Below are 13464 nucleotides of genomic sequence, written 5' to 3'. Positions count from 1 at the left end.
TGCAGTCCAAGGCACCAGCCCGGTTATTCCCCGCAGATCCGAGCCCTTTCCCGACCAAACAAAAAGGCGAGCCTGCGCTCGCCTTTGTCTGTGCCGTGATGATCGCCGGGCTCATGCCGGCGCCCCCCGGACCCGCCCTAGAACTGGCCCGCCATCAGCTGGTTCAGGTGATAGAGGTTGCGGGTGTCGAGCTCCAGCTCGGTGGCATAGGTGTTGCCACGGGGATAGGTCGCCACCACCCGGGCACCGCGCACCATGCCCGCCACCGACACATCCAGGGAATTGGAGGTCTGGGTCAGGTCCTTGTAGCTGCTCTGGCCGCGCACCTGCTGGCCATTGAGCTGCTCCGCCAGCTCCCGGTAGGCGTCCATCTTGGAGGCGCGGATCGCCTGCAACATCTTCTCGGACTGGGAGGGACCGGGCTGGATGTCGATCACCGCATACCCCACCGCCTTGAGCACCGGGAAGTCATCGGGCTTCTCGCCCACGTCATAGTTCACCACCCGGTTGCCACTGCACGCCGTCAGCAACATGGCCATCAGGCAACCCAACAAGATTTTCATCGCTGTTTCCCCGTTTTCCTGTTCACCACACCCGATGTTTCACGGCTCAATGTCAGCCAGCCCGCTTCACGCTTCATGACGCGCCACCTCAAGGGGTCAGGTTGACCAGATGACCGGACGGGCTCTGGCCCCCCCGCATCAGGTAACCGCGATTGATGGAGGCCCGGCCAAAGGAGTTGCTGGCACCGGACAAATATTGTTTCGGGATCAGGCTCTGGGCCGTGGTCTCGACCATCTTGGTGCGCAGATCGATGATGCGGGCGTTGACCAGGATCCCCTGCTGATTGCGGCTGAAGGTGCCGGTCAGGATGCGGGAGATGGGCAGCCGGGACGAGAGATCCTTGTAGTTGCGGCTCATCACGAAGTCCCCCTGCGGGGTCACCTGGATGTTGCCCGTGGTCTTGAAGTCCACCACCACCTCACCGCGCCGGTTCAGCTCGTAGATGAAGCTCTCCTCGATCTGCTGTCCCATCCAGTTGGTGTCCTTCAGGGTGTCGAGATCGACAAAGGAGGCGACCGCAATGGGCTCGGTCAGGGTGGTGAGAGACTTGCGCTCCATCAGCTGATCCGTCATGCGGGCCACCAGCCAGTTGAGCTCCATCCCCTTCGCCGCCTGGCGAGGGTCTCCCAGCTCCCGATTGATGGGGTCGGCCGACCCGCAACCGACCAATGCCAGCGCCACCGCCAGCACCGTGATAACTCTCTTCATGGATACCTTTCCTGTATCTGCACCTGACCTGTTATCGGTCGCAACCGCCAACACTTGAGGCGGGAATGCGCGCAGGATCCTCGATGATCCCCGGGCAAAGGCGCGCACTGTGCCACCGGAGCCCGCCGCGCGAGCTCCGGCCAGGGAAGAAGGCATGGTTCTTGCTTTTATTTGGTCACCCGCTCCGGTGCAGACCGGATCTGTGTCCAGGATCCCTGACCCGCCCCACCGGCGGCAGCGGGGTCGCCCACTCAAGGTGTTTGTTATGAAAGTTTCGCTGCTGTTCACCCTGCTGCTGGCCAGCCTGTCGGCCAGGGCCGAACTTATCGAGGCCCAGGGCAGTGCCGCCATTCTGGGGGGCGACGAGGTCTATGCCCGCGAGCAGGCGACCCGGGACGCCCTGCGCCAGGCGCTGCTGGCCAGCGGTGCCTCCGTCTCCAGCATCCAGCGCCTGGAAAACGGCAGCCTGCGCTCCGAGCAGATCCAGATCCGCTCCGGCGGCGACATCCGCCAGTACCGCCTCAAGCGCGAAGAGGTGCGCAACGGCCGCATGTACATCACCCTCGTGGCCGACATCCAGGCGGAGCGGCAGATCTGTCAGACCCAGCACTACGCCAAGGATTTGACGCTGGTGCGTCTGCGCATGCGCTACCCGGACCAGGCGAGCACCGGTGCCCTGGACGACATGCCCGCCGATCTCTCCCGCCGGCTGTTTGAAACCCTGGCGACGACGCCCCAGGTGGTCGCACGCCAGTGGCTGGACGAGAACCTGCGCATCGACCCTCTCCATCTGCAACAGGGGGATCGCAGCGCCCTCGAGGAGATCAAGGCCCTGAGCATGCGCACCGACAGCCAGTATCTGGTGCTCGGCAGCATCGACGACCTCTCCCTCGAGCCCCAGGGCAACGCCCTCACCAGCTGGTATGAGGATCCCGTGCGCAATTTCTCCATGCAGCTCTACCTGTTCGACGGCATCAACGGCAGCCTGCTCGGCCGCAAGGAGTACAAGGGCCGCGCCAACTGGACCTTCTCCAAGCGGGAGCAGGTGGGCAGCAGCGGCGGTCAGTTCTGGCAGTCGAGCTTTGGCCAGGAGGTGGGCTACCAGTTGAAGGAGGCGGCCCAGGACATCGCCGCCGAACTCGCCTGTGCCCCCGTCACCGCCCGGATCGTGGCCCAGCACGAGCGCGGCCCCCACATCAACCTGGGCCGTCGCAACGGGGTCAAACTCGGGGACCAGTTCCGGGTCCAGCACAGCGCCGACTTCGTCGACCCCTATGGCAAGTCCAGGGTGATGCGCAACCCCGCAGACGGTCTGTTCGAGGTGGTACAGGTGTTCGAGGATGGCGCCATCATCAGCAGTCAGAACAAATATTCGCCGTTCAATGTCCAAATCGGTGATCTGGCCGTATTGGAATAGGAATCAAGGGTTTAAAAGCACAATGCTTCTTGTATAATGCCCGCCACAAGGTTCCCGTAGCTCAGCAGGATAGAGCGGTCCCCTCCTAAGGGACAGGCCACTGGTTCGACTCCAGTCGGGAACGCCATACACAGCAAGGGGCTGGCATCGTCATGATGCCAGCCCCTTGTGCGTTTCTGCGCCATTTCCCCTGCATCCATGGCGGCCAGGTCCCGCCCCCCCCTCTTCAATGTCTCACTGCCACCAACAACCCCGCGAGCCCCACCAAAGATGATCCCGGCCATCCCCCTGTAGTTGCCACTCCCGGTGGCGGCACACCGTCATCTACCCTTGAAGGGCGCCGTCCGGCAGGACGGCCCTCCATTCGCCGAGACACAGAGAAGGACATCATGGGCAGCAAACGAAAATCCAGAACGGAAGAACCGGTCGTGGCCGAGGCGCAAAAGCCCCTTGGCAACAAGGCATACGAAAAGGCGCTGCGCCTCTTGCACGTGGAGCTGGTCAGGCTGCAGCAGTGGGTGGTGCACAAGGGGCTCAAGGTCTGCATCGTCTTCGAGGGGCGCGACGGGGCCGGCAAGGGGGGCACCATCAAGGCGATCACCGAGCGGGTCAGCCCCCGGGTCTTTCGGGTCGTCGCACTGCCCGCCCCCACGGAGCGGGAGAAGAGCCAGCTCTACTTCCAGCGCTACATCCCCCATCTGCCGGCGGCGGGGGAGATCGTCATCTTCGATCGCAGCTGGTACAACCGGGCCGGGGTGGAGCGCATCATGGGCTTTTGCAGCGAGGAGGCGAGCGACAAATTCCTGGCTGGCACCCCCATGGTGGAAAAAGCCCTGGTGGACTCTGGCATCATTCTGCTGAAGTACTGGCTGGAGGTGACCCCACAAGAGCAAGAGAGGCGGCTGCGGGATCGCATCGACGATGGCCGCAAGATCTGGAAGCTCTCCCCCATGGACATCAAGTCCTTCGATCGCTGGGATGATTACACCCGGGCGCGGGATGCCATGTTCATCGCCACCGACACCGCCTGGGCCCCCTGGTTCGTGGCCCACTCCGAGGACAAGAAACGGGTGCGCCTCAACATCATCTCCCACCTGCTGGCACACATCCCCTACGAGGCGCTGCCAGCCGAGCCGGTGAAGTTGCCCAAGCGCAAGATAGGCAAAGTCAAACCATCGGATCACCCGCTTCGCATCGTGCCAGCCCTCTTCTAGCCAGACGGGGTGAGCCCTGGCTCACCCCCTTTCCCTTCCAACCCCAAGGGACAACAGGCGCTGCCGGTATCATCCAATGGCTTGTTGTTGCTCACGTTTTCCCGTTTGCCTCCCCTATACTTCAGCGACATTCAGGTCTGGCCGAGCGAGGAGGCCCCCATGTTGCGACTGTTTGCCCTGCTGCTTGTCTGCCTGGTGCTCCCGGTGCGGGCGCTGACCCTGACCCCGGTGGCGGGGGAGCTACGCCACCCCTGGGGGCTCGCCTTCCTGCCGGATGGCGGCTACCTCGTCAGCGAGCGCCCTGGGCGCCTGCTGCGCATCGATGCGGGTGGCAACCGCCATGTGGTCTCCGGCCTGCCGCCCCTCGCCGCCACGGGTCAGGGGGGTCTGCTCGATCTCGCCCTGGACAGCGATGGCTGGCTCTATCTCAGCTACAGCGAGCCGGGGGACGGAGGCGCCGGCACCGCCGTGGCCCGGGCCCGGCTGCAAAAAGAGGCCCTCGTCGACTGGCAACTGCTGTTTCGCCAAGAGCCCAAGGTGGCTGGCGGCGCCCATTTCGGCTCTCGCCTGGTGCTGACGGAGGATGGCTATCTCTTCATCACCCTGGGGGATCGCTACAGCGAGCGGGAGCGGGCCCAGACGCTGGACAACCACCTCGGCAAGACGGTGCGCCTGCACAAGGATGGCCGGGTCCCCGCCGACAACCCCTTCGTCAAGACGCCGGGGGCCCTGCCGGAGATCTGGAGCCTGGGCCATCGCAACATGCAGGGGGCGGCCCTGCGTCCGGGCAGCCAGCAGTTCTGGACTCACGAGCACGGCCCCCAGGGCGGGGACGAGGTCAACCTCATCCTGCCAGGCCACAACTACGGCTGGCCCAGAGTGACCTTTGGCGAGGAGTACGGGGGCGGCAAGATTGGCGTGGGCCAGAGCGCGCCGGGCATGACGGCACCGCGCTGGATCTGGGTGCCCTCCATCGCCCCCTCGGGCATGGCCTTTTATCAGGGGAACCTGTTCAGGGAGTGGCAGGGGGATCTGCTGGTCGGCGCCCTGCGCGGTCAGGCCTTGTTGCGCCTGCACCTCGACGGAGACAAGATAGTCTCGGCAGAGCGGCTGCTGACCGATCTGGGGGAGCGGATCCGTACCGTCAAGGAGGGCCCCGACGGCGCCCTCTACCTGTTGACGGATTCAGGCCAGGGGCGCCTGCTCAAACTGACCCCATAGCATGAAAGGAGCAAGGATGAAGACGAATCGCATGCTGCTGGTGCTGTGCACCAGCCTCTGGTTGCTGGGCTGCAACACCATCCACGGGATGGGACGGGACATCGAGAAGGCGGGGGAGGTGATCCAGGGCTCCGCCAAGCTGACGGACGCACCGGCCGCAGAGGGTCGCTGATCCCGGCCGGGTGGCGCCATGGTTCGCCCCCTGTCGTCCCTTTCCTTACCCCTGTTCGGCGCTGGCCACCAGACTGGCCAGCGGCGCCATAGTCACCCTGACCCCGTGCTGTGCCAATGCCTCGCGGGCGCTCTGGGGCAGTTGCTCGTCGGTGATCACCTGATCGATCGCATCCCAGCTCACCACGTTGAAAGTCCCCACCTTGCCATATTTGGACGAATCGCAGATGAGGATGCGGGTCGCCGCCGACTCCACCACGGCCCGCTTCACCGGCACCTTCTGTTCGCTCGGGGTGGAGATCCCCTGACTGTCCCAGGAGGAGGCTGACAGGAAGGCGATGTCCAGATGGAGGTTGCGCAGGAAGTGGGCGGTGGCCTCCCCGGCACAGGACTGGTTCTCGCGAATGACCTGACCCCCGGTGTGATAGAGGCGGCAGCGGCCGTGCTCGATGAGGTAGGCGCAGACCATGAAGTCGTTGGTCACTATCATCAAGTCTTCCCGAAGCGCCAGCTCCCGGGCCAGCTCCAGGGAGGTGGTACCGGCGTCCAGATAGACGGTGCTCCCCTCGCTCACCTGGGCGGCGGCGAGCCGGGCAATGGCCAGCTTGGCCCCCTGCATCAGGCTGCGCTTGGCGGCGTGTGAGGGCTCGCTCTTGATCCGCTGGGAGAGGCTGACCCCGCCGGAGACAGAGAGTACCCGCCCCTGCTCCTCCAGCTTCTGGATGTCGCGCCTGATGGTCATGTGGGAGACCTGCAGCCAGTCGGTCAGCTCCACTATGCTGACCACGCCGCGCTCTGCCAGCAGTTGCAGGATACGTTGCTGTCGCTCTACGGGAATCATCTTGCCTCGCGCCTCGGGAAAAGGAAGGTGCCATTCTACCCCAGCGACCTGGGAAAAAATGATAAATAACCTGAAACGGGCTCACAAATCACATTTATTCACAAAGTTAGCGCCAAAACTTGACCCAAAAGAATCCAAACCCTCTTAAATAACAAAAATTAACATGCGGTAAGTTATTTTTTGTGACGGCTGCCTGATATTTCATCGCCGCAAGCCTCTACTATCTGCTCATCAGTCGTAATCGAGGAATCACGAGATGAGCACTCCCTATCATGTTGCGGTCATCGGCCTGGGCGCCATGGGCATGGGCGCCGCCCGTTCCTGCCTTCGGGCCGGGCTCACCACCTATGGCATCGACCTCAGCGAACAGGCCCGCGGCCAGTTGCAGCAGGCCGGTGCCGCCGCCGTCATGGCCGATGCCAGGCCCCTGGCGGAGACGCTCGATGCCGTGCTGTTGCTGGTGGTCAACGCCACCCAGGTGCGCCGCATCCTGCTCGGCGAAGCGGGGCTGGCTCGCCACCTCAAACCGGGCACTGCCATCATGGTCTCTTCCACCATAGCGGCCGAAGAGGCGAGCGCCCTGGCTGCCGAGCTGGCGCTGATGGGGTTGCCGATGCTGGATGCGCCGGTATCCGGTGGTGCCATCAAGGCCGATGCCGGCGAAATGACGGTGATGGCCGCAGGCTCCGACGCCGCCTTCGACAAGCTGGCCCCGGTGCTGGATGCGGTGGCCGGCAAGGTCTACCGGGTCGGCAGCGAGCCGGGCCAGGGCAGCACGGTCAAGATCATCCACCAGCTGCTGGCCGGGGTGCACATCGCGGTGGCCGCCGAAGCCATGGCCCTGGCCAGTCGGGCCGGCGTGTCCCTGGATCTCATGTATGACGTGGTGACCCATGCCGCCGGCAACTCCTGGATGTTTGAAAACCGCATGCCCCGGGTGCTGGCCGGTGACTACCAGGCCCGCTCCGCAGTGGACATCTTCGTCAAGGATCTCACCCTGGTGGCGGACACCGCCAAGGCGCTGCGCTTCCCGCTGCCGCTCGCGAGCACGGCGCTGAACATGTTCCTCGGCGCCAGCAACGCAGGGTACGGCCAGGAAGATGACAGCGCCGTCATCAAGATCTTCTCCGGCATCCAGCTGCCGGGTCAGGAGGAGCAAGCATGAAACTCGGTGTCATCGCAGACGACTTCACCGGCGCCACCGACATCGCCGGTTTCTTGGTGGAGAACGGCCTCTCCACCCTGCAACTCGCCGGCGTGCCGGAGCATGACGGGGATCTGCCCCCGGTCGATGCCGTGGTGATCAGCCTCAAGAGCCGCTCCTGCCCCGCGGACGAAGCGGTGCGCGACTCCCTGGCGGCCCTCGACTGGCTCAAGGCCCGCGGCTGCCCGCGCATCTACCAGAAGTACTGCTCCACCTTCGACAGCACGGCGGCGGGTAATATCGGCCCCGTCACCGACGCCCTGCTGGCGGCGCTTGGCCAGAGCTTTACCCTGATCTGTCCGGCCCTGCCGGTGAACGGTCGCACCGTCTATCAGGGCAACCTCTTCGTCGGCACCCAGCCGCTGGCCGAGTCCGGCATGCGCCATCACCCCATCACCCCCATGACCGACAGCAACCTGCTGCGGCTGATGGAGGGGCAGGCCCAGGGCCGCGCCGGTCTGGTGCCGTTCAATACCATCGCACAGGGTCCCGGCGCCATTGCCGATGCCTTTGAGCAGCTAACACAAGCTGGCGTGCGCTACGCCGTGGTCGACACCCTGACCGAGCAGCACCTGCTGGACATCGCCACCGCCGCCCTCGACATGCCCCTGGTGACCGGCGGATCCGGCCTCGCCATCGGCCTGGCCCGTCAGCTTGGCAGCGGCGATCAGCAGGGTGCCCGCGAAGCGGGCTGGCCCAGAGGCACCCGCGCCGCGGTGCTGTCGGGCTCCTGCTCAGAGATGACCAACCGTCAGGTGGCCCGCTATCGCCAGCACGCTCCTGCCCTGGCGCTGGATGTGGTGCGCTGCCTCGAGGATGCCGACTACCCGGCCGAGCTGGCGCGCTGGGTACTGGACCAGCCCCGGACACCGGCGCCGCTGGTCTACGCCACCACCAGCCCGGTTGAGCTGGCCCGCATTCAGGAAACCCACGGCCAGCAGACGGCCAGCGACGCGGTGGAACACTGCTTTGCCCGCCTCGCCCAACTGCTGCAAGGCGCCGGCGTGGACCGCTTCATCATCGCCGGTGGCGAGACCTCGAGCCGGGTCACCCAGGCTCTCGGCGTCAAGGCGTTCCACATAGGCCCGCAGATCGCCCCCGGTGTGCCCTGGGTGCGGGCCATCGACGCCCCCCTCTCGCTGGCCCTCAAGTCCGGCAATTTCGGGAGCGACGACTTCTTCGACAAGGCTCAGGAGTACTTCCATGACTGAACAGGCACTGCGCGACACCATGGTGATGCTGGGGGCCTCCCTCTTCCAGCGCGGTTATGCCACCGGGGGCGCCGGCAACCTCTCCGCCCTGCTGCCGGACGGTACCCTGATCGCCACCCCGACCGGCTCCTGCCTGGGACGGCTCAGCGCCGACAGGCTCTCTCACGTCAACCTGCAGGGGGAACACCTGGGAGGTGATCGCCCCTCCAAGGAGGTGGCCTTCCACCTCGCCATCTACCACAACAATCCGGACTGCCGGGCCGTAGTGCACCTGCACTGCACCCACCTGACCGCCCTCTCCTGTCTGGAGGGGCTGGATCCGGCCAACGTCATCCGCCCCTTCACCCCCTACTACGTGATGCGGGTCGGCCAGTTGCCGCTCATCCCCTACTACAAACCGGGGGATGCCCGCATCGCCGAGGAGCTGGGGCGCCGCGCCCCCGAAGGCAACGCCTTCCTGCTTGCCAACCACGGCCCCGTGGTGACGGGCAAGGATCTGGTGGATGCGGTCAACAACATGGAAGAGCTGGAGGAGACGGCGCGCCTGGCACTGATGCTTCATGGCCACGCCATCCGCTACCTGAGCGAACCCGAAATTGATGAATTGAGGAGGATGAAACCATGAGCAAGTTTGCCGCCAATCTCACCATGCTGTTTACCGAGGTGCCGTTCCTGGAGCGCTTCGCCGCCGCCCGCGACGCAGGCTTCGAAGCGGTGGAGTTCCTCTTCCCCTACGAGTGGCCGGCCGCAGAGCTGGGCCGCCGCTTGCGCGAGCAGGGGCTCTCCCAGGCCCTGTTCAACATGCCGCCGGGCAACTGGTCGGCAGGGGAGCGCGGCATGGCCGCCATCCCGGGGCGGGAAGCGGAGTTTCGCGGCCACCTGCCAAGCGTGCGTGACTATGCCCTGGCGCTCGGCTGCACCAAGGTACACGCCATGAGCGGCATCGTGGACCCTGCTCATAGCCTCTCGGCCCACCGCCAGACCCTGATCGACAACATCCGCTTCGCCGCCGACTTCCTGGCCGAAGACGGCATCAAGGTACTGCTGGAGCCGCTCAACGATCGGGATGTACCCGGCTACTTCCTGGCCCACCAGCTCGACGCCCTGGCCCTGGTGCAGGAGATAGACAGACCCAACGTGGGGGTGCAGCTCGACCTCTATCACGCCCAGATCATGGACGGGGATCTCACCCGTCTCATCGGCAAGCTGGGCCCGGCCATCGGCCACGTCCAGATCGCCTCGGTGCCGGATCGCCACGAGCCTGACGAGGGGGAGATCGCTTACCCCCACCTGTTCAAGGTGCTGGCGCAGGCGGGCTACCACGACTGGATTGGCTGCGAATACAACCCCAGAGCCGGCACCCGGGAAGGGCTGGGCTGGTTGACACAACAATAACGACCCTGAACATGAACGAGTCTGAGGATAACAAGATGCAGATCATCATCACCGGCGGCGGTGGCTTCCTGGGCCAGAAACTGGCCCGGGCCCTGCTGCAAGGCCCCCACCCCTTCACCGAGCTGCTGCTGGTGGACATCCAGCAGCCGCAATCCCCCCTGCCGGACCCCAGGGTTCGCTGTCTCCGGGCCGACCTCACCGAACCCGGTGTCGCCGAGTCCCTCATCAGCGAGCGGACCGCCGTGGTCTACCACCTGGCCGCCATCGTCAGCAGCCACGCGGAGCAGGACTTCGATCTGGGCTGGCAGGTCAACCTGGACACCACCCGCACCCTGCTGGAGGCGTGCCGCCATGCCCGGCCGGGCATCCGCTTCGTCTTCACCAGCTCGCTCGCCGTCTATGGCGGCCCGCTGCCGGAGCTGGTGAATGACGGCACGGCGCTCACCCCCACCTCCTCCTACGGCGCCCAGAAGGCCATGGGGGAACTGCTGGTCAACGACTACAGCCGCAAGGGCTTCGTCGACGGTCTGGTATTGCGCCTGCCCACCATCTGCGTGCGGCCGGGCAAACCGAACCGCGCCGCCTCCTCCTTTGTCAGCAGCATCATCCGCGAGCCGCTGCAAGGGGAGAGCGCCATCTGCCCGGTGAGCCCGGATCTGCGCCTCTGGCTCTCCAGCCCCGCCACCGTGGTCGCGAACTTCCTGCTGGCGGCCAGACTTCCCGCCACCGGTGACGCCCGCAGCATCAACCTGCCCGGCATCAGCGTGACCGTCGGCGAGATGCTGGAGGCCCTCGCCCGGGTCGGTGGCCAGGCGGCCCGGGATCGGGTGCAGTTTGCCGCCGATCCGGCCATCGAGCGCATCGTGGCGAGCTGGCCGGGACGCATCGACAACCAGCGGGCCTGCGCCCTCGGCTTCGCGGCAGACAGGACGTTTGCCGACATCATCGACAGTTTCATCACCCATGACATGCAGGAGGCATCATGAGCGACATCCCAACCCCCATCATCGGTCTCATCATCGCGGTCTTCGTGCTGGTGTTCCTGGTCATCCGTACCCGGGTGCACGCCCTGATCGCCATGCTGGCGGCGGCCTGCATCGCCGGGATCACCGGCGGCATGAGCATCGACAAGACCCTCACCGTGATCACCCAGGGCTTTGGCTCCACCCTCGGCAGCATCGGCATCGTCATCGGCCTCGGGGTCATGATGGGTCGCCTGCTTGAGGTCTCCGGCGCCGCCGAACAGATCGCCTACAGCTTCATCAAGTGGCTCGGCAAGCGCCGCGAGGAGTGGGCCCTGGCCATCACGGGCTACATCGTCAGCATCCCCATCTTCGTGGATTCCGCCTTCGTCATCCTCTATCCGGTGGCCAAGGCGCTGGCGAAAAGCGGCAAGCGCTCCCTGCTCACCCTGGGGGTGGCGCTCGCGGGCGGCCTGGTGGTAACCCACCATACCGTGCCGCCGACCCCAGGTCCGCTGGGGGTTGCAGGCCTGTTTGGCGTGGACATCGGCGCCATGCTGCTGACCGGCATGGCCCTGGCCATCCCCTGCGTGCTCGGCATCGTCTTCTACGCCCAGTGGCTCGACAAGAAGTACCCCGAGTTCGGTGCCCAGGCCGCTCAGACCCCGGACGAGCTGCAAGCCACCTATGAGCAGTACCTCAAGGAGAAGGAGGGCAAGACCCTGCCGAGCCTGACCCTGTCGCTGCTGCCAATCCTGGTGCCCATTGTGCTCATCTTCGTCAAGGCCATCTTCACCACCCTGGCCACCCTGGAGGGGATGGACGGCCTGATGGCGAACCCCCTGGTGCAGGGCATCAACTTCATCGGCACCCCCATCATCGCGCTGGCCATCAGCGTGCTGCTGGCGGTCTATACCCTGGTCCCGCACATGGACAGGCACGCCACCGCCGCCCGCCTGGAAGAGGGGCTGCAATCCGCCGGCATCATACTGCTGGTGACCGGTGCCGGTGGGGCGCTGGGGGCCGTGCTGCGCGACAGCGGCGCAGGTCAGCAGCTCGCCGAGCAGATCGCCCAATTGCCCATCTCCCCCATACTGATCCCCTTCATCGTGGCGACCCTGGTGCGCCTCATCCAGGGGTCCGGCACCGTGGCCATGGTGACGGCGGCCTCCATCTCCGCCCCCATCCTGGCGCAGATCCCCGGGGTCAACATGCTGCTGGCCGCCCAGGCCGCCACCATGGGGTCGCTCTTCTTCGGCTACTTCAACGACAGCCTGTTCTGGGTGGTCAACCGCATGATGGGGATCTCCGACGTCAAGCAGCAGATGATCGTCTGGTCCATCCCGACCACCATCGCCTGGGCCATCGGCGGCACCGGCGTCGCTCTGCTGAACCTGCTGTTCGGCTCCGGCGGCACCTGGTTCGACCCCGTGCTGCCGCTGCTGGTGCTGGCCCTCATCGTCTGGTACGTCAAGGGGCAGTCCCTGGCTCCGTCGGCAGGGGCCGTCCCGAGCCGGGAGTCATAACCCGCACCGTCACGGCAACGCTGTGTGACGAGGGCCAGTCTGCTAGACTGGCCCTCTTTTTCGTTCATTCATCTTGCAAAGGAGTGTTGGATGCCTGCGTCTTCCTGGTGGGACAAGTCCACCGGTTTTGCCCTGCTCACCATCTTGTTGTGGGCCTCCCTCGCCGCGCTCACCTCCCGGATCACCAGCGTCTCGCCGCTGGTGCTGGTGGGGCTGGTGCTGCTGTTCTGCGGGGCGGGCACCCTGCCATTCTGGCGCCAGTGGCGCGCCAGCCCCCTCACCTGGCTGGTGACCATCACCGCCCTGCTGCTCTATCACCTGCTGCTGTTCACAAGCTTTCGCCACGCCCCCGTGCTGGAGGCAAACCTCATCAACTACCTCTGGCCGCTGTGCATCATACTGTTCACCCCCTTGCTGCTGCCGGGTCATCCCCTGAGCCTGCACCATCTGCTGGCCGGGGCCCTGGGTCTCGCGGGATCGGTACTGGTGATGGTCGATGGTCACCTGCAGTTGCAACAGGCCCATCTGCCCGGCTACCTGCTGGCCCTCGGCGCCGCCATCGTCTGGGGCGCCTATTCGGTGCTCTCCCGCCGCCTGCCTCCCGCTCCTGCCGTGGTCACGGCCGCCGCCTGCCTGCCGGCAGGGCTCCTGGCCCTGCTGCTGGCATGGATGCTGGAGGGACCGCTGCCGGTGGCCCGCATCCCGGCAGGTGACTGGGGCCTCATCATCGGGCTGGCCCTCGGCCCCATGGGGGCGGCCTTCGTCACCTGGTATCTGGCGCTGCGGGACGGGGATCCGCGCCGCATCGGCGCGCTCGCCTACCTCACTCCCTTGCTGAGCACCCTGCTGCTGGTCTGGCTCAACGGCGAGGCGCTCACCCCGCGCCATCTGCTGGCGGGGGGGCTCATCATGGGCGGCGCCCTGCTCGGCCTGCTGGTGAAGAGCCCAAGTCAACGGGAGCTGGCACGGCCACTGTCATAAAAACGCCATCAGACCTGATTAAGCTCGCGCCCATTGCGTGATTCAAGCA

Annotated in this window: 12 protein-coding genes, 1 tRNA gene and 1 pseudogene; 11 read left to right on the top strand and 3 right to left on the bottom strand. The window is 65.6% G+C overall.

What is annotated here, in order from left to right:
* Positions 1-137: 137 nt before the first annotated feature.
* Together AB5Y51_RS17295 and AB5Y51_RS17290 are read right to left on the bottom strand one after the other, a co-directional pair.
* Positions 138-563, bottom strand: coding sequence for an LPP20 family lipoprotein (locus tag AB5Y51_RS17295; protein WP_010673311.1), 426 nt, complete (start codon positions 561-563; stop codon positions 138-140).
* 88 nt (positions 564-651) lie between these two features.
* A complete protein-coding gene (locus AB5Y51_RS17290) occupies positions 652-1272 on the bottom strand; it encodes a FlgO family outer membrane protein (protein WP_010673310.1) in 621 nt (206 codons plus the stop codon).
* A 265-nt stretch (positions 1273-1537) separates the two neighbouring features.
* Here AB5Y51_RS17290 and AB5Y51_RS17285 point away from each other — a divergent pair, with 265 nt between their 5' ends.
* From AB5Y51_RS17285 to AB5Y51_RS17270, 4 genes and pseudogenes are all read left to right on the top strand, one after another.
* Positions 1538-2689, top strand: coding sequence for a flagellar assembly protein FlgT (locus tag AB5Y51_RS17285; RefSeq protein ID WP_368178802.1), 1152 nt, complete (start codon positions 1538-1540; stop codon positions 2687-2689).
* Between the two features lie 50 nt (positions 2690-2739).
* Positions 2740-2816, top strand: a tRNA-Arg gene (locus tag AB5Y51_RS17280).
* 262 nt (positions 2817-3078) lie between these two features.
* Positions 3079-3903, top strand: coding sequence for a polyphosphate kinase 2 (gene ppk2 / locus AB5Y51_RS17275; protein WP_010673303.1), 825 nt, complete (start codon positions 3079-3081; stop codon positions 3901-3903).
* 159 nt (positions 3904-4062) lie between these two features.
* Positions 4063-5260: pseudogene (locus tag AB5Y51_RS17270) on the top strand (PQQ-dependent sugar dehydrogenase); the annotation flags it as partial.
* Positions 5261-5341: 81 nt separating this feature from the next.
* Here AB5Y51_RS17270 and AB5Y51_RS17265 read toward each other — a convergent pair.
* Positions 5342-6136 (bottom strand): DeoR/GlpR family DNA-binding transcription regulator, encoded by a 795-nt coding sequence (locus AB5Y51_RS17265; RefSeq protein ID WP_010673300.1) that lies wholly within the window; start codon positions 6134-6136, stop codon positions 5342-5344.
* A gap of 256 nt (positions 6137-6392) precedes the next feature.
* Here AB5Y51_RS17265 and ltnD point away from each other — a divergent pair, with 256 nt between their 5' ends.
* The 7 genes from ltnD to AB5Y51_RS17230 all read left to right on the top strand — a co-directional run bounded on the left by ltnD (position 6393) and on the right by AB5Y51_RS17230 (position 13415).
* Positions 6393-7301 (top strand): L-threonate dehydrogenase, encoded by a 909-nt coding sequence (ltnD, locus tag AB5Y51_RS17260; protein ID WP_368178800.1) that lies wholly within the window; start codon positions 6393-6395, stop codon positions 7299-7301.
* The gene (otnK, locus tag AB5Y51_RS17255; RefSeq protein WP_368178798.1) at positions 7298-8551 is read left to right on the top strand and encodes a 3-oxo-tetronate kinase; all 1254 of its coding nucleotides are present in this window, start codon (positions 7298-7300) and stop codon (positions 8549-8551) included. Before ltnD ends, otnK begins: the two co-directional genes overlap by 4 nt.
* Positions 8544-9176, top strand: a complete 633-nt coding sequence (locus AB5Y51_RS17250; RefSeq protein ID WP_039041066.1) for an aldolase — start codon at positions 8544-8546, stop codon at positions 9174-9176. The genes otnK and AB5Y51_RS17250 overlap by 8 nt, the downstream gene beginning before the upstream one ends.
* Positions 9173-9946, top strand: a complete 774-nt coding sequence (gene otnI / locus AB5Y51_RS17245; RefSeq protein WP_368178795.1) for a 2-oxo-tetronate isomerase — start codon at positions 9173-9175, stop codon at positions 9944-9946. Before AB5Y51_RS17250 ends, otnI begins: the two co-directional genes overlap by 4 nt.
* An 11-nt stretch (positions 9947-9957) precedes the next feature.
* Positions 9958-10932: a D-erythronate dehydrogenase gene (gene denD, locus AB5Y51_RS17240; protein WP_368178793.1), complete on the top strand. Its 975-nt coding sequence runs from the start codon at positions 9958-9960 to the stop codon at positions 10930-10932.
* Positions 10929-12434, top strand: a complete 1506-nt coding sequence (locus AB5Y51_RS17235) for a GntP family permease (RefSeq protein WP_042017724.1) — start codon at positions 10929-10931, stop codon at positions 12432-12434. Before denD ends, AB5Y51_RS17235 begins: the two co-directional genes overlap by 4 nt.
* A gap of 90 nt (positions 12435-12524) precedes the next feature.
* Positions 12525-13415: a DMT family transporter gene (locus AB5Y51_RS17230; RefSeq protein ID WP_042017725.1), complete on the top strand. Its 891-nt coding sequence runs from the start codon at positions 12525-12527 to the stop codon at positions 13413-13415.
* Positions 13416-13464 lie beyond the last annotated feature (49 nt).

It is taken from the genome of Aeromonas sp. R7-1 (assembly GCF_040908115.1).
Lineage (GTDB): Bacteria > Pseudomonadota > Gammaproteobacteria > Enterobacterales > Aeromonadaceae > Aeromonas > Aeromonas caviae.
The sequence above is the reverse complement of the archived record's forward strand: the minus strand, read 5'-3'. Positions and strand labels throughout refer to the sequence as shown.